At 73.7% G+C, this 15,565-nt stretch carries 15 protein-coding genes and 1 tRNA gene; 10 read left to right on the top strand and 6 right to left on the bottom strand.

The genetic code is table 11. From position 1 onward, the window contains the following. Positions 1-209: 209 nt before the first annotated feature. A tRNA-Leu gene (locus AC069X_RS29025) sits at positions 210-294 on the bottom strand. 168 nt (positions 295-462) lie between these two features. On the opposite strand from AC069X_RS29025, the gene AC069X_RS29020 reads away from it, so the two are divergent. The 3 genes from AC069X_RS29020 (at position 463) to AC069X_RS29010 (ending at position 3,169) form a co-directional block, all read left to right on the top strand. Beyond that, complete coding sequence (locus AC069X_RS29020) at positions 463-1,788, top strand: M20/M25/M40 family metallo-hydrolase (RefSeq protein WP_478733027.1); 1,326 nt, start codon at positions 463-465, stop codon at positions 1,786-1,788. Between the two features lie 158 nt (positions 1,789-1,946). Beyond that, a complete protein-coding gene (chpH, locus tag AC069X_RS29015) occupies positions 1,947-2,180 on the top strand; it encodes a chaplin ChpH (RefSeq protein ID WP_030163084.1) in 234 nt (77 codons plus the stop codon). 152 nt (positions 2,181-2,332) lie between these two features. Then, entirely contained in the window at positions 2,333-3,169 is an 837-nt protein-coding gene (locus tag AC069X_RS29010) for a chaplin (protein ID WP_478733024.1), read from the top strand. Positions 3,170-3,213: 44 nt separating this feature from the next. On the opposite strand, the gene AC069X_RS29005 is transcribed toward AC069X_RS29010, so the two are convergent. Then, positions 3,214-3,402, bottom strand: a complete 189-nt coding sequence (locus tag AC069X_RS29005) for a DUF5703 family protein (protein ID WP_388943548.1) — start codon at positions 3,400-3,402, stop codon at positions 3,214-3,216. Positions 3,403-3,449: 47 nt separating this feature from the next. Here AC069X_RS29005 and AC069X_RS29000 point away from each other — a divergent pair, with 47 nt between their 5' ends. Further along, a complete protein-coding gene (locus AC069X_RS29000) occupies positions 3,450-4,118 on the top strand; it encodes a hypothetical protein (protein ID WP_478733022.1) in 669 nt (222 codons plus the stop codon). Positions 4,119-4,185: 67 nt separating this feature from the next. Here the strand turns inward: AC069X_RS29000 and AC069X_RS28995 are convergent, their stop codons facing one another. Beyond that, the gene (locus AC069X_RS28995) at positions 4,186-6,450 is read right to left on the bottom strand and encodes a helix-hairpin-helix domain-containing protein (RefSeq protein WP_478733020.1); all 2,265 of its coding nucleotides are present in this window, start codon (positions 6,448-6,450) and stop codon (positions 4,186-4,188) included. After that, on the bottom strand, positions 6,447-7,430 hold the full coding sequence (locus tag AC069X_RS28990) for an aldo/keto reductase (RefSeq protein ID WP_478733018.1): 984 nt from the start codon (positions 7,428-7,430) through the stop codon (positions 6,447-6,449). Before AC069X_RS28990 ends, AC069X_RS28995 begins: the two co-directional genes overlap by 4 nt. A 109-nt stretch (positions 7,431-7,539) precedes the next feature. On the opposite strand from AC069X_RS28990, the gene AC069X_RS28985 reads away from it, so the two are divergent. Together AC069X_RS28985 and AC069X_RS28980 are read left to right on the top strand one after the other, a co-directional pair. Continuing rightward, entirely contained in the window at positions 7,540-8,589 is a 1,050-nt protein-coding gene (locus AC069X_RS28985; RefSeq protein ID WP_478733016.1) for an LLM class F420-dependent oxidoreductase, read from the top strand. Positions 8,590-8,813: 224 nt separating this feature from the next. After that, entirely contained in the window at positions 8,814-9,602 is a 789-nt protein-coding gene (locus AC069X_RS28980; RefSeq protein ID WP_478733014.1) for a ferritin-like domain-containing protein, read from the top strand. A 77-nt stretch (positions 9,603-9,679) separates the two neighbouring features. Here AC069X_RS28980 and corA read toward each other — a convergent pair whose 3' ends face one another. Next, the gene (gene corA, locus AC069X_RS28975) at positions 9,680-10,672 is read right to left on the bottom strand and encodes a magnesium/cobalt transporter CorA (RefSeq protein WP_478733012.1); all 993 of its coding nucleotides are present in this window, start codon (positions 10,670-10,672) and stop codon (positions 9,680-9,682) included. Positions 10,673-10,726: 54 nt separating this feature from the next. On the opposite strand from corA, the gene AC069X_RS28970 reads away from it, so the two are divergent. From AC069X_RS28970 to mshC, 4 genes are all read left to right on the top strand, one after another. Continuing rightward, the gene (locus AC069X_RS28970; RefSeq protein ID WP_478733010.1) at positions 10,727-11,434 is read left to right on the top strand and encodes a histidine phosphatase family protein; all 708 of its coding nucleotides are present in this window, start codon (positions 10,727-10,729) and stop codon (positions 11,432-11,434) included. A 76-nt stretch (positions 11,435-11,510) separates the two neighbouring features. Beyond that, positions 11,511-12,101: a DUF3090 domain-containing protein gene (locus AC069X_RS28965; protein WP_478733008.1), complete on the top strand. Its 591-nt coding sequence runs from the start codon at positions 11,511-11,513 to the stop codon at positions 12,099-12,101. After that, positions 12,065-12,901, top strand: coding sequence for an SCO1664 family protein (locus tag AC069X_RS28960; protein WP_478733066.1), 837 nt, complete (start codon positions 12,065-12,067; stop codon positions 12,899-12,901). Before AC069X_RS28965 ends, AC069X_RS28960 begins: the two co-directional genes overlap by 37 nt. A gap of 120 nt (positions 12,902-13,021) precedes the next feature. After that, the gene (gene mshC, locus AC069X_RS28955; RefSeq protein ID WP_478733006.1) at positions 13,022-14,251 is read left to right on the top strand and encodes a cysteine--1-D-myo-inosityl 2-amino-2-deoxy-alpha-D-glucopyranoside ligase; all 1,230 of its coding nucleotides are present in this window, start codon (positions 13,022-13,024) and stop codon (positions 14,249-14,251) included. Positions 14,252-14,519: 268 nt separating this feature from the next. On the opposite strand, the gene AC069X_RS28950 is transcribed toward mshC, so the two are convergent. Continuing rightward, a complete protein-coding gene (locus AC069X_RS28950; protein ID WP_478733004.1) occupies positions 14,520-15,512 on the bottom strand; it encodes a PAC2 family protein in 993 nt (330 codons plus the stop codon). Between the last annotated feature and the right edge of the window lie 53 nt (positions 15,513-15,565).

Here is a 15,565-nt window from a genome sequence, read left to right as displayed (position 1 = left end):
ACCTCAAGCTAGCGCGTCTGCCATTCCGCCACCCGGACCGGGTGTGCGCCTCACGTCCCTCGCGGGCCGTTGCGACGTGGAAAACATTACCAAACATTCCGGGGTGGCTCGTCCACGCCCTTCCCGCCCGGGAAGCGGGAGGGGAAGCCGGCGGGGGAGCGGCCGGGGGAACGAAGAAGGACCCCGCCGTAGCGGGGTCCTTCTGTTTGTGTCCGAGGGGGGACTTGAACCCCCACGCCCGATAAAGGGCACTAGCACCTCAAGCTAGCGCGTCTGCCATTCCGCCACCCGGACCGGGTGTGCGCCTCACGTCCCTCGCGGGCCGTTGCGACGTGGAAAACATTACCAAACACCCGGGGCCCTCGATCACACCCCCCGGTCGGCCCGGATCCGCCCTTGGGCGGACGGGCCCGGGGCGGGAGGATGGAGGAGGAAGCCGGTACCGATCATGGGAGGAACAGCGTGAGCGCATCGGGCGCGGACAAGGCCGTCTCCGGACAGGACGAGGTCGTCGACCTCTGCCGGGACCTCATCCGGATCGACACCAGCAACTACGGGGACCACTCGGGCCCCGGCGAGCGCAAGGCCGCCGAGTGGGTCGCCGAGAAGCTGGCCGAGGTCGGGCTGGAGCCGCAGATCTTCGAGTCGCACAAGGGCCGCGCCTCGACCGTGGCCCGGATCGAGGGCGAGGACCCCTCGCGGCCGGCCCTCCTGATCCACGGGCACACCGACGTGGTCCCGGCCAACGCCGCCGACTGGACGTACGACCCCTTCTCGGGCGAGATCGCCGACGGCTGCGTGTGGGGCCGCGGCGCCGTCGACATGAAGGACATGGACGCGATGACGCTGGCCGTCGTACGCGACCGCATGCGCAGCGGGCGCAAGCCCCCGCGCGACATCGTGCTGGCCTTCCTCGCCGACGAGGAGGCGGGCGGCACCTACGGCGCCCGGCACCTCGTCGACAAGCACCCCGGGCTCTTCGAGGGCGTCACCGAGGCGATCGGCGAGGTCGGCGGCTTCTCCTTCACCGTGAACGAGAACCTCCGCCTCTACCTCGTGGAGACCGCCCAGAAGGGCATGCACTGGATGCGGCTCACGGTCGAGGGCACCGCGGGCCACGGCTCCATGACCAACAACGACAACGCGATCACGGAGCTCTGCGAGGCCGTCGGACGCCTCGGCCGCCACCAGTGGCCGGTGCGCGTCACGAAGACCGTTCGACACTTCCTCGACGAACTCTCGGACGCGCTCGGAACCCCGCTCGACCCGGACGACATGGACGCCACCCTCGCCAAGCTCGGCGGCATCGCCAAGATGGTCGGCGCGACCCTGCGCAACTCCGCCGCCCCGACGATGCTCGGCGCCGGCTACAAGGTCAACGTCATTCCCGGCCAGGCCACGGCCCATGTCGACGGCCGCTTCCTGCCGGGCTACGAGGACGAGTTCTTCGCCGACCTCGACCGGATCCTCGGCCCGCGCGTGAAGCGCGAGGACGTGCACGCGGACAAGGCGCTGGAGACGGACTTCGACGGGCGGCTCGTGGACGCCATGCAGGGCGCCCTGCGGGCCGAGGACCCGATCGCGCGGGCGGTCCCGTACATGCTCTCCGGCGGGACGGACGCCAAGTCCTTCGACGACCTCGGCATCCGCTGCTTCGGCTTCGCGCCGCTCCAGCTGCCGCCGGAGCTGGACTTCGCCGGCATGTTCCACGGCGTCGACGAGCGGGTGCCGGTGGACGGGCTGAAGTTCGGCGTCCGGGTCCTGGACCGGTTCATCGACAACGCCTGAGGGCGGCCCGGCGCCGCATAACGCGGAAGATTCGGGAAGGTGTGCGCATTCCACTGAGAAGAGTGAATGCGCTCATACGCTCGTAGCCCTGGTGATCCCTCCTCGTTACAGGTGGTGCGGTCCGCGGCTGGGACCGCACTTGCCTACTAGGAGGAACAATGCTCAAGAAGGTTGTCGCCGCTGCGGCTGCCACCGGTGGTCTGGTTCTCGCGGGCGCCGGCATCGCCGCCGCCGACGCGGGCGCCCAGGGTGCGGCCATCGGCTCCCCCGGTGTCCTGTCCGGCAACGTCGTCCAGGTTCCGGTTCACGTCCCGGTCAACGTCTGCGGCAACACCGTCAACGTGATCGGCCTGCTGAACCCGGCCTTCGGCAACACCTGCGTCAACGCCTGACGCTTCTGAAAGTTCTGGCCCCGGGGCGCAATCCAGCGCCCCGGGGCCGCCGGGCTTTTCCGGCCCGGCAGCTCATTCTCCGGCGCGGCAGGCGGGGGAGCCTGTACGGCCTGCGCGGCGGACGGAACGTACACACCAGGGGACGAGTACAGATGCGACGACCGGTTCAGGTCACGAGGAAGACGCTGATCACGATGGCGGCCGCGGGGGGTGTCCTCGCGTTCGCCGGCGGTCAGGCCCAGGCGGCCTCGGGGGCGTCCGGGCACGCCTCGAACTCGCCGGGCCTGCTGTCCGGGAACAACGTGCAGGCGCCGGTGGACGCGCCGGTGAACGTGTGCGGCAACACGGTCACGGTGGTGGGGGGACTGAACCCGGCTTTCGGGAACCGCTGCGCCAACCAGTCGGCCAAGCCGCACCACCCCGGCCATCCGGGACACCCCGGTAACCCGGGTAACCCCGGTAACCCGGGTAACCCCGGCGGCGGGCACGAGGAGCCGTGCGACGACGACGAACACCCCGGACACCCGGGCAACCCCGGAAACCCCGGCACACCGGGTGGTCAGACTCCGGGCAATCCGGGTGGGCAGACGCCCGGCAATCCGGGTGGTCAGACCCCCGGCAACCCCGGTGGGCAGACGCCCGGCAATCCGGGTGGTCAGACTCCGGGCAATCCGGGTGGTCAGACGCCCGGCAATCCGGGTGGGCAGACGCCCGGCAACCCCGGCGGGCAGACTCCGGGCAACCCGGGTGGTCAGACCCCGGGCAACCCCGGTGCTCAGACGCCCGGCAACCCCGGCGGCCAGACGCCCGGCAGTGGCTCGGTCACCCCGGGCAAGCCCGGCACCCCGGCCGCCCGGCCCGGTCAGGGGGCCGAGGTCGGCCTCGCCGCCACCGGCGCGGGTGACGCGCTGACGGCCGGCGTACCGCTCGCCGGCGGCCTGCTGCTGGCCGGCGCCGTGCTCTACCGGCGCGCCCGCAACTCCGCCTGACGGCCTCGCGACGCGGGCCCCGGAAGCCGGGGCCCGCGTCCGCGTCACCAGGTCGCGCGGACCTGGCGGATGATCCGGCGGCGCAACCGCGCGCGGCGGCTGCCGTCCCGGTACAGGGTCAGGCGGTCCAGCTCCCAGTTCCCGTATTCCGCATGATCGGTGAGCAGGCGGGTCGCCTCCTTGCGGGGCGTCCCGCGGGGCACGTACACGTCGACAAATTCGTATTCCGGCATCGCATCTATTGTGCGGGCACCGGCCCGCTACGGATAGCGTCTGCACTATGTCTGATGCCGCTCTGCCCACTGTTGCCGAGGTACGCGCCGCCGCCGAGGCGGTCAAGGCCGCTCTCGACCGTCACCTCGCCGCGGTCGAGAGCAGGATCGGGGACGAGGACCCGGCCGTCTACGCCGCCTTCAACGAACTCGCCGCCGCCGCCGAGGAGTACGACGAACTCCTCTACGACCGCTACGACGAGGTCACCCCCTTCGAGATCCCCACGCCCGAGACCGGAGTCCCGTACACCGGCCCGGCCGAGCCCGCCGCGTTCAGCGTGCTCATCCGCCGCGACTACGCCGTCGTCGAGCCGGCGCGGCTGATCGCCCAGGCCGAGCGCGTCGCCGCGTACGACCGGGACGCCGGGCTGCTCGACGACGGCGGTACCGCCGGAGCGCTGGGTGTGCTCTTCGGGGAGTACGAGCCTGACGAGATCGCCTCCCGCTACAAGGAGTTCGGCCTGGAGGAAGGCGACTCGACCCTCTGGATCGCCGCTCTGGAGGAGGTCGCGGAACCGGGGGACTGGCTCAACTCGCCCTTCGGGCAGACCGATCCGCAGGACGTCCTGCACCGCTTCGACGTCAGCGCCGTCTTCGACGACGAGAACGAGTTCGACGACGACGAGGACGACGACGCCGAGGAGAGCGCCGCCGAGTCGGGGCTGGCCCCGGCCTGAGCCCGGCACCGTCCCGTGTGCCCTCCCGGGAGGGCACACGGGACGGCGGACCGGCCCCCGCCTCCTGCTACGGCTGCTCCTCCTGCGCGGCCGTGAGGGCCCGCAGCAGGCCCGTCAGCCGGGTCGTACGCGGCTTCGGCGCCACCTGCGCCACCGCGTGCGGCAGCGCCTCCTCGACCCCGTGGACCACCGACAGGTGCCGCTCGGCCCGCCCGAACGCCGTGTACACCCAGTCCCGGGACAGGGCCTGAGCCGCGTCCCCCGGCAGGACGACGACCACCGCCGGCCAGCGCGAGCCGACCGCCTGGTGCGCCGTCACCGCCCAGCCGTGCCGGACCTGCGCCTCCACCCGGTCCTGCGGTACGACGACCCGCGCGCCCCGCACGTCCAGGTGCAGCCCCCGCGCGTCCGCCGACACCACCAGGGCCGGCAGCGCCCGCCCGGCCGAGGGCACGTGGACGACCCGGTCGCCGGGGTCGAAGCCGAGGAACCGGCCCGGGCCCGGGTTCAGCCGCTCCTTGAGGGCCGCGTTCAGCGCGCGGGTCCCCGCGGAGCCGCCGTGGCCCGGGGTGATGACCTGCACGTCACCGGCCGGGATCCCGAAGGCGCGCGGCACCGACTCGGCCACCAGCTGGACGGTGCGGTGCACGGCCTCGCCGGCGTCCCGCACGGGGACGATGACGACCTCCTTGCCGGGGGCGTCGACCCGGTTCAGCTCCCCGATCCCGACCCCCGAGACCAGCTCGCCGATCGGGCCCGGGTCCGGGGTGCGGGACACCACCTGCGGGAACGCGCGGGCCGCCAGCACGTCGGCGAACACCCGCCCGGGCCCGGCCGATCCGAGCACCCCGGGGTCGCCGGAGAGCACCAGGCGCGCCCCGTCGGGCACCGACTCCACCAGCGCGGCCGCCGTCTCCACGTCCAGCTGGGGCGCGTCCAGGACGACGAGCAGGTCCAGGTCGAAGCGGCCGTCGGCGTCCCGCCCGGGGCCCTCGGCGCCCGCGAGCAGCCCGGCCACGGTGACGGCGCCCGGTGCGGGGGCGTGCGCCGCCAGGCAGGCGCGCAGGCCCAGCTCCCGGGCGGCCGCGAGCAGTGCCGCCGGCTCGGCGCGGGCGGCCTCGCCGCCGGTGTGGGTGACCAGGCCGTGGCCGGCGACGGCCCGGACCAGTTCGGCGCCGGGGCCGCCGGCCACCGCCGACCAGTCCGCGGGGCCGCCGAAGGTGCCCGCCAGCCGGGCCAGGCCGTCCGCGAGGGCCTCCTCGGCCAGGGCGTGTCCCTCCAGGCCCACGAGGATCCTGACGGGCGGTTCCTCGTCCTCGGCGGCGGGCGGGCCCAGCGGCTCGTGGAACACCAGCACCGCGCCCTCGCCGATGGCCGCCTCCAGGGTCTCGGCGGGGGCCGGGACCCCGTACTGGGCCAGGGCCTTCTCCAGGACGGGGGCCTCCAGGGCGGTGTGTCCCTTGGCGGCGGCCTGGTCGAGGAGCCAGCCCAGCAGGGCGGCGCCGCGCCGCTCGTCGGCGGGGCCCGCCGCGGGGCCCAGCAGGGCCTGCGCGAAGCCGTCCGCCTGCGTCGGGCGCACCCCGGGGACGGCGAGCAGCCGCCAGGGGTCCTCGGCCAGCTGCTCGGCCGCGCCCTCGCCGAGGGCCCGGGCGGCCTGCCCGGCCAGGGCCTCGGGGGCTCCGCCGCGGGTGAGGACGGCGCGCACGGCGTCCACGTCGCCGACGGTGGGGGCCGGGGCGGGGGCCGCGGGGCGGGGCTGCGGGGGAGCGGGGGCGGGGGCGGGAGCGGGCCTGCAGGGCGTGGCCGGGGCGTCGTCGAAGTACTGGGCGGCGGGCTGGGCGCCGCTCTCGACGGCCCGTACGGCGGCCAGCAGGTCGGCGGCCTTGCCGCTGAGCTTGGCGCCCGCTTCGACGGGGCCGTCGCGCTCGGCCTTGCGGCGGGCGATGCGCTCGCGCTCGACCTTCTGCGCGGCCAGCTCGGCCTGGGCCTCGGTCAGCTCGGGCGCCGATTCCGTCCCGGCGGTGTCCTGGCCCCCCTCGGCTGCGCCCTGTCCGGCCTCGTCCTGCTCCGCGTCGGGGTCCTGCTCCGCGTCGGCTCCGGCCCGTTCCGTCCCGGCGGTGTCCTGCTCGGCGTCGGGGTCCGCGTCGGTCCCTGCGGGGCTTTCCCCCACCCCGCCCCTTCCCGAAACCGGGGGCTCCGCCCCCGGACCCCCGTCGGCCTGCGGCCCGCCGGCGTCGGGCGCGGCTCCGGTGCCCCGGCCCTCCGGGCCGTCGGCGGCTTCGTGCGGGTCCTGCGCGGCAGCGGGGCGGGCGGGGTCGGGGGCCGTGCTCACAGCGTGCTCCAGTCCTGATCCGGGTAGCGGTGCACGGGCGCCGACACGTCGTCCAGGGCCCGGCGGATCTCCTCCGGAAGGGTAAGGGCCTCCACCGACAGCGCCGCCCCCAGCTGCGTGGACGTGCGGGCGCCGACGATGGGGGCGGCCACCCCCGGCCGGTCGCGGATCCAGGCCAGTGCCACCTGGAGCGGGGTCACCGCCAGCCCCTGCGCCGCCGTGACGACGGCGTCCACGATCCGGCCGGCCGCGTCGTCCAGGTACGGCTCCACCAGCGCGGCCAGGGCCGGCGACGCGCCCCGGGAGTCGGCCGGGGTCCCGTCGCGGTACTTGCCGGTCAGCACGCCCCGGCCGAGCGGGGAGGAGGGCAGCAGGGCGACGCCCAGGTCCAGCGCCGCCGGGAGCACCTCCCGCTCGACGCCCCGCTGGAGGAGCGAATACTCCATCTGGGTGGAGGCCAGCCGGGTCCGCACCCCGGGCGCGGCGAGCTGCCAGGTCGCGGCCTTCGCCAGCTGCCAGCCGCTGAAGTTGGAGACCCCCGCGTAGCGGGCGCGCCCGCTGGAGACGGCCAGGTCCAGCGCCTGGAGGGTCTCGTCCAGCGGGGTCTGCGGGTCGAAGGCGTGGACCTGCCACAGGTCCACGTAATCGGTGCCGAGGCGGTCCAGGGAGTCGTCCAGGGCCGTCAGGAGGTGCCCGCGCGAGCCGTTGAAGCGGCGGTCCGGGTCCGGGACGCTGCCCGACTTGGTCGCGATGACCACGTCCCGGCGCGGCACCAGGGAGCCAACGAGCTGCCCGAGGAGGTACTCGGCCTCCCCGCCGGCGTACACGTCGGCGGTGTCGACGAGCGTGCCGCCCGCCTCCCAGAACGTCTTCAACTGCTCGGCGGCGGCTTCCTCGCCGGTGTCACGGCCCCAGGTCAGGGTGCCGAGGCCGATCCGGGAGACGCGCAGTCCGGTGCGGCCGAGATGCCTCTGCTCCATGAGCGCTGAGACTACTGGGGCGCTGACGCGGGGCCGTCTGGCGCGCTACAGTCCCCCGCAGACGCACGTTACTGATCGGTAAACCGGCACCTTCGTAAGGGGACGACACATGCGGCTCGGCATCAATCTCGGCTACTGGGGTGCGGGCATGGACGCCGACAACCTCGCCGTCGCCCAGGAGGCCGACCGGCTCGGCTACGACGTCTGCTGGGCGGCCGAGGCCTACGGCTCGGACGCGGCGACCGTACTGGCCTGGGTGGCCGCCCAGACCGAGCGCATCGACGTCGGCTCCGCCATCTTCCAGATCCCGGCCCGCCAGCCCGCCATGACCGCCATGACCGCCGCCACCCTCGACTCCCTGACCAAGGGCCGCTTCCGGCTCGGCCTCGGCGTCTCCGGCCCGCAGGTCTCCGAGGGCTGGTACGGGGTCAAGTTCGACAAGCCCCTCGCCCGGACCCGCGAGTACGTGGAGATCGTCCGCAAGGCCATGTCCCGCGAGCGCCTCAGCTACGAGGGCGAGCACTGGACCCTCCCGCTGCCCGGCGGCCCCGGCAAGCCGCTCAAGCTGACCGTGCACCCCGAGCGCCCGCACATCCCGCTCTACGTCGCCGCCATCGGGCCGAAGAACCTGGAGCAGACCGGCGAGATCGCCGACGGCGCCCTGCTGATCTTCCCGGCCGCCGAGCACCTGGAGGAGACGGCCCTGCGCCACATCCGCGCGGGCCGCGCCAAGGCCGGCCTGACCATGGACGGCTTCGACGTCTGCCCGACCGTGCCGCTGGCCATCGGCGAGGACGTCAACGCCCTCGCGGACATGTTCCGCCCCTACACCGCCCTGTACGTCGGCGGCATGGGCAGCCCGAAGCAGAACTTCTACAACCAGCTCGCCCAGCGCATGGGCTACGAGAAGGAAGCCGCCGAGATCCAGGCCAAGTACCTGGGCGGCGACAAGGACGGCGCGGCCGCCGCGGTCCCGCACTCGCTGATCGACTCGACGACCCTGCTCGGCTCCGTTGAGCGCATCGCGGACGGGATGCGGGCCTACGCCGAGGCCGGGGTCACCACCCTCACGCTGGCCCCGGCCGGCTTCACCCTCGACGAGCGGCTCGCCGCCCTGCGCGCCGGCACCGAGGCCCTGGAGCTGGCGGGTCTCGCCTGACGCTCCGGCTCCGGCCCCGCCGGGCGGCGTCCGGCGCGAGGGGGGAGAGGTCTGCGGCCGTGGTGGGGGCTCGGGGGGTCTTCCCCGCCACGGCCGACACAGCCAACAACGCCCGGCCCGCCCCCGGGGTTACGCCCCGCCGCCCGTCCGCCGGTTTCGTTCATTCGGCCGAGTGGGGAGACGTATCGGTTGCCCGCCCGGTTGATCCGCTTTTGACTCGTTCCATGCTCTCTGCCCGCAGCCTGTTCCAGGAGATCGTCGACCACGACGACTCCTTCCAGCTGTTCTGCTCCATCGCCGCCAGCGGGGAGTCCCAGGGCGGCTGGGAGAACGCCCGGATCGCCGCCCTCGTCCCCGACGGCATGCGCGACCTCGCGCCCAAGATCACCCGGCACGGCGCGGACGAGGACAAGCACGGCCGGATCTTCCGGGCCCTGCTCCGCAAGCGCGGACTGCCGGCCGTCCCCGTCCCGCCCGAGACCGACTACACCATGCTGCTCGAACGCCGCGGCATCGGCCTCGCGCACGACAAACTGCGCCGCGACGAACCCCTGACCGAGGACGACATCGTCGTCTACCTCGCGCACAGCAGGGTCACCGAACAGCGCGCCTCCGAACAGATGGTCATGCTCCTGCGCCACTTCGGCGACCACCCCGAGGTCGGCAAGGCCGTCCGCGCCATCAGCAACGACGAGGACAACCACCTCGCCTACTGCCACGAGGAACTGCTGCGCCTCGCCCGCCAGGGACACGGCCGGACCATCCAGCGGGTCCTGCGCGAGAGCGCCCTCGCCGAGATCGGCGTCTACCGCGACGTCAGCCTCGCCGTCATGGACCACATGGGCCGGCTGCTGCGCTGGCCCGCGCCCAAGGCCGCCGCGCTCGCCGCCGGAATCCGCGCCGTGTACGCGTACGAGCGCTTCAGCGGCTGGCACCGCATGGTCGGCCTGCGCCCGCCGGAGCGCACGAACCCGCTGGGCGGCGTCCCCCGGGCCACCCACGGCTTCGCCTAGGGCCGCGCGCAGTGCCCGGCGCCGCGACCCGGTGAGCCCTCACGGTCACGGCACCGGGCGGCGCCGCGGCGGCCCCCTCAGAGCCAGCCGCGCCGCTTGAACATCCGGTGCAGGGACAGGCACAGGCCCACCATGAGCACCACCACCGCCGGATAGCCCCAGGGCTGCCTCAGCTCCGGCATGTCGTCGAAGTTCATCCCGTAGATCCCCGCGATCATCGTGGGCACCGCCGCCATGGCCGCCCAGGCGGAGATCTTGCGCATGTCGTCGTTCTGCCGGACCCCCATCTGCGCCAGGTGCGCGGCCAGCGCGTCCGACAGCAGCCGGTCCAGCCCCTCGATGTACTCGCTCGCCTTCGTCAGGTGGTCGGCGACGTCCCGGAAGAAGGGACGCGCGTGATCGTGGACGAACGGCACGTTCCCGAAGGCCAGCCGGTCCATCGGCTGGAGCAGCGGGCTCGTCGCCCGGCGGAACTCCAGCACCTGCCGCTTGAAGCCGTAGATCCGGGCGGCGGTGTTCTTGAAGTCCCGCGGACTCGGCGCGAACACCTCCGCCTCCAGCTCCTCCAGGTCCGCCTGCAGCTCGGCCGCCACCTCGATGTAGTGGTCCACCACCGCGTCGGACACCGCGTACAGCACCGCCGTCGGGCCGTGCCGCAGCACGTCCGGCTCCTGCTCCAGCCGGTGCCGTACGGCCGCCAGCGCGGCCCCCTCGCCGTGCCGGACCGTGACCACGAAGGAGTCGCCGATGAACAGCATCAGCTCGCCCGCGGTCACCGTGTCCGTGTCGTCGTCGTAGAGCACCGGCTTGAGGACCACGAACAGCGAGTCGTCGTACACCTCCAGCTTCGGACGCTGGTGCGCCGTCAGCGCGTCCTCCACCGCCAGCTCGTGCAGGCCGAACTCCCGGCTCACCCGGTCGAACTCCTCCGCCGTCGGCTCGTACACGCCGATCCACAGGAAGGCGTCGCCATGGGCCCGGGCCGCCTCCAGCGCCTCGGAGAAGTCCCCGGGAGCCTCCGACCGGCGGCCGTCCCGGTACATCGCGCAGTCCACAATCACGCCCGGCATTCTTCCCCGGCCCGCGCCCGCCCGCACCCCGGCCCCACCGCATACCCTGCATGCATGGCCACGCTGATCCTCGTACGACACGGGCGGTCCACCGCCAACACCGCAGGCCTGCTCGCCGGATGGACCCCGGGAGTGGCCCTTGACGAACACGGCGCCGGACAGGCCGCCGCACTGCCCGGACGGCTGGACGGGATCCCCCTCGCGGCCGCCGTCTGCAGCCCGCTCCAGCGCTGCCAGGAGACCCTGGCCCCGCTGCTCGCCGCCCGCCCGGACATGCCCGTGCACACCGACGAACGGATCGGGGAGTGCCACTACGGCGACTGGTCCGGCCGCAAGCTCTCCGAGCTGGGCGAAGAACCCCTCATGAAGATCGTCCAGCAGCACCCCTCGGCCGCCGCCTTCCCCGGCGGCGAGTCCATGCGCGCCATGCAGGCCCGCGCAGTGGACGCCGTACGCGAATGGAACGCACGGATCGAGGAGGAGCACGGCACCGGAGCCGTCTTCCTCATGTGCTCCCACGGCGACATCATCAAGTCCCTGGTCGCCGACGCCCTCGGCATGCACCTCGACCTCTTCCAGCGGATCCACGTCGACCCCTGCTCGGTCACCGCCATCCGCTACACCCCCACCCGGCCCTTCCTGCTGCGCCTCGGCGACACCGGAGACCTCGCCCCGCTGATCCCGCACCCGGTCGCCTCCGCAGACAGCGAGACCGAGGGCGGCGGCAACGCCGTCGTGGGGGGCGGCGCGGGCGCGGCCTGATCGAACGGCGCAGTAGGGTGGCAGGGCCAGCAACACGCGCGCAGCCCTGCCCCCGCCTCAGACTTGGAGACCGGTCGTGCCCCGTCAGGTGTTCCTTTACGACCCCCCGGACCGCTTCGTGGCCGGTACGGTCGGTCTGCCTGGACGCCGCACCTTCTTCCTCCAGGCCTCCGCGGGAGCCCGCGTCACCAGCGTGTCCCTGGAGAAGACGCAGGTCGCGGCGTTGGCCGAGCGGATGGACGAACTCCTCGACGAGGTCGTCCGCCGTACCGGCGGCAACGCGCCCGTCCCGGCGGTCGCCTCCCCGGAGGCCGCCGACACCGCTCCGCTCGACGTCCCCGTCGAGGAGGAGTTCCGCGTCGGCACCATGGCACTCGCCTGGGACGGCGAGGAGCAGCGGATGATCGTCGAGGCCCAGGCGCTCGTCGAACTCGACGCGGACTCCGAGGAGGACCTCGCCGAGGCCGAGGAGCGCCTGCTCCAGGACGAGGAGAACGGCCCGCCCATGCTGCGGGTCCGGCTGTCCGGCGCCCAGGCCCGGGCCTTCGCCAAGCGGGCCCTCGACGTGGTCAACGCGGGCCGCCCGCCGTGCCCGCTGTGCAGCCTGCCCCTCGACCCCGAGGGACACGTCTGCCCCCGCCAGAACGGTTACCGGCGCCAGGTGTGAGCGAGGTGACCCCGATAGAGGAGCTGCTCACCCGCGGCGAACTCACCGTCCGCGGCCGCATCGCCGAGGCCTCCAACGCGGTCCTGCTGTGCACCGTCGCCCACGACGGGCGCAGCGCGGAGTGCGTCTACAAGCCCGTCAAGGGCGAGCGGCCCCTGTGGGACTTCCCCGACGGCAACCTCGCCCGGCGCGAGCGCGCCGCCTACCTCGTCTCCGAGGCCACCGGCTGGGGGCTGGTTCCCACGACCGTGCTGCGCGACGGCCCGTACGGAGAGGGCATGGTCCAGCACTGGATCGACGCCGGAGAACCACCGGAGTCCGGGCTCCTCGCGCTCGTCGAGGGCGAGGAGGCGGGGGAGGGGTGGAAGCCGGTCGCCTTCGCCGAGGTCGGGGAGGGCCGCACCGCCCTCCTCGTGCACGCCGACGACCCCCGGCTGCGCCGCCTCGCCGTACTGGACGCGGTGATCAACAACGGCGACCGCAAGGGCGGCCACCTGCTGCCCGCGCAGGACGGCCGGCTCTACGGCATCGACCACGGCGTGACCTTCCACACCGAGGACAAGCTGCGCACCCTGCTGTGGGGCTGGGCCGGGGAACCGCTGACCGGGGAGGCCCGCGAGGTCCTGGCGTCCCTGGAGGCGCAGCTGGCCGACGGGGCCGCGCTCGCCACCCGGCTGGGCGAACTGATCACCCCGGTCGAGCTGGCCGCCGTACGGGTGCGCGTGGCCCGGCTGCTGCACGACGGGAAGCATCCGCAGCCGTCCGGGCAGTGGCCCTCGATCCCCTGGCCGCCCGTCTGAGCAGGCCCGTCACCGGAGGGCGGGGGACGCACAGAACCGGCCAGACCGCAAGAGTGTCGATCAAGCCAACAGTGCTGATCCCATTCGTTTGCGGAACACTCGTCCGGTTAGGCTCAAACCATGCATGCCTGGCCCGCTTCTGAGGTCCCCGCCCTGCCCGGCAAGGGCCGCGACCTCCAGATCCACGACTCCGCGACCCAGGGGACGATCACCCTCGACCCCGGTCCCGTCGCCCGCCTCTACGTCTGCGGGATCACCCCGTACGACGCGACCCACATCGGTCACGCGGCGACCTACAACGCGTTCGACCTCGTGCAGCGCGTGTGGCTCGACAACAAGCGGCAGGTCCACTACGTCCAGAACGTCACGGACGTGGACGATCCGCTGCTGGAGCGGGCGCTGCGCGACGGGCACGACTGGACCGAGCTCGCGGAGCGCGAGACCGCCCTCTTCCGCGAGGACATGACCGCCCTGCGCATGCTGCCCCCGCAGCACTACATCGGCGCCGTCGAGGCCATACCGGGCATCGTGCCGCTGGTGGAACGGCTCCGCGACGCGGGCGCCGCGTACGAGCTCGACGGCGACGTCTACTTCTCGGTGGAGTCCGACCCGAACTTCGGCGGGGTCTCCCACCTCGACGCCGCGGCGATGCGGGTGCTGTCCGCCGAGCGCGGCGGCGACCCGGACCGCCCGGGCAAGAAGAACCCCCTCGACCCGATGCTGTGGATGGCCGCCCGCGACGGCGAGCCCAGCTGGGACGGCGCCTCCCTGGGCCGCGGCCGGCCGGGCTGGCACATCGAGTGCGTGGCCATCGCCCTGGAGCACCTGGGCATGGGCTTCGACATCCAGGGCGGCGGCTCCGACCTGGCCTTCCCGCACCACGAGATGGGCGCCTCGCACGCGCAGGCCCTGACGGGCGAGTTCCCGATGGCCAAGGCCTACGTCCACACCGGCATGGTCGCGCTGCACGGCGAGAAGATGTCGAAGTCCAAGGGCAACCTGGTCTTCGTCTCGGCCCTGCGCCGGGCCGGGGTGGACCCGGCGGCGATCCGGCTGGCGCTGCTCGCGCACCACTACCGGGCGGACTGGGAGTGGACGGACGAGGTCCTCACGCAGGCCCAGGCCCGCCTGGGCCGCTGGCGCGCGGCCGTCTCGCGGCCGGACGGCCTGCCGGCCGAGGCCCTGGTGGAGGAGGTGCGGGCGGCGCTCGCCGACGACCTGAATGCCCCGGCGGCGCTGGCGGCCGTGGACGCCTGGGTGGACGCGCAGAACGCCTCCGACGGCGACGACGAGTCGGCCCCGGGCCTGGTCTCCCGCACGGTCGACGCCCTCCTCGGCGTGGCCCTGTAGCACCGCCGCCCCGATGCCCCCGGGTCCCGTCGGATCCGGGGGCATCGCGGTACCCGGGGCCGGGTACCGGGTACGAGCCGCGGGCGCGGGGGTGCCTGCGGCGCTGCTCCCCGCCCCGCCCTTCAACCGTTCTCGCCTCAATCGCCGGCGAGGCTGATTCAGCCTCGCCGGCGATTGAGGCGCGGGGTCTGGGGCGGAGCCCCAGGGAACGGTGGAAGGGCGGGCAGGGGACCGCACCGCGCAGCGGCGGACCGCCCGCCCCGCAGGGCTACGCCTCCGGGGTGTCGCCCGGCTCGTCCGGCTCCGGCGCGGCCGGGGGTTCCTCCCCGGAGGGGTCCGGCTTGCGGCGCGGCGGCCGCGTCAGGCCGCTGGACGTGTCCCGCAGGTACGACCCGTCACCCGGCTGCTCCGCGGCAGCGGAAGGGTCCCGCCGCCTCAGGTACCGCTCGAACTCCCGGGCGATCGCGTCCCCCGACGCCTCCGGCAGGTCCGCGGTGTCCCGCGCCTCCTCCAGCGTCTGGACGTACTCCGCCACCTCGCTGTCCTCCGCGGCCAGTTGGTCCACGCCCAGCTGCCACGCCCGGGCGTCCTCCGGGAGTTCACCGAGCGGGATCCTGATGTCGATCAGGTCCTCCAGCCGGTTCAGCAGCGCCAGCGTCGCCTTCGGGTTCGGCGGCTGCGAGACGTAGTGCGGCACCGCCGCCCACAGCGACACCGCCGGGACCCCGGCGTGCGTGCAGGCCTCCTGGAGCACGCCGACGATGCCCGTCGGGCCCTCGTACTTCGTCTCCTCCAGGTCCATCGTCCGCGCGAGGTCCGCGTCCGAGGTCACCCCGCTGACCGGCACCGGCCGCGTGTGCGGGGTGTCGCCGAGCAGGGCGCCCAGGATGACGACCATCTCCACGCCCAGTTCGTGGGCGAACCCGAGCAGCTCGTTGCAGAACGACCGCCACCGCATGGACGGTTCGATGCCCCGCACCAGCACCAGGTCGCGCGGCTTCGCACCGCCGATCCGGACCACGGACAGCCGCGTCGTCGGCCAGGTGATCTTCCTGACCCCGTTGTCCATCCACACCGTCGGCCGGTTGACCTGGAAGTCGTAGTAGTCCTCGGCGTCCAGCGCCGCGAAGACCTCGCCCTTCCACTCCCGGTCCAGGTGCGCCACCGCACCGGAGGCGGCGTCACCCGCGTCGTTCCAGCCCTCGAACGCGGCCACCATGACCGGGTCGATCAGCTCGGGCACGCCCTCAAGCTCGATCACCCAGGTCTCCTTCCGAAGTTCCTTGCGTACGTGGGCCAGCCTAAGCCTTAGTG

Source organism: Streptomyces sp. NPDC043896 (genome assembly GCF_056435605.1).
This window is presented reverse-complemented; position numbering and strand designations above follow the sequence as displayed.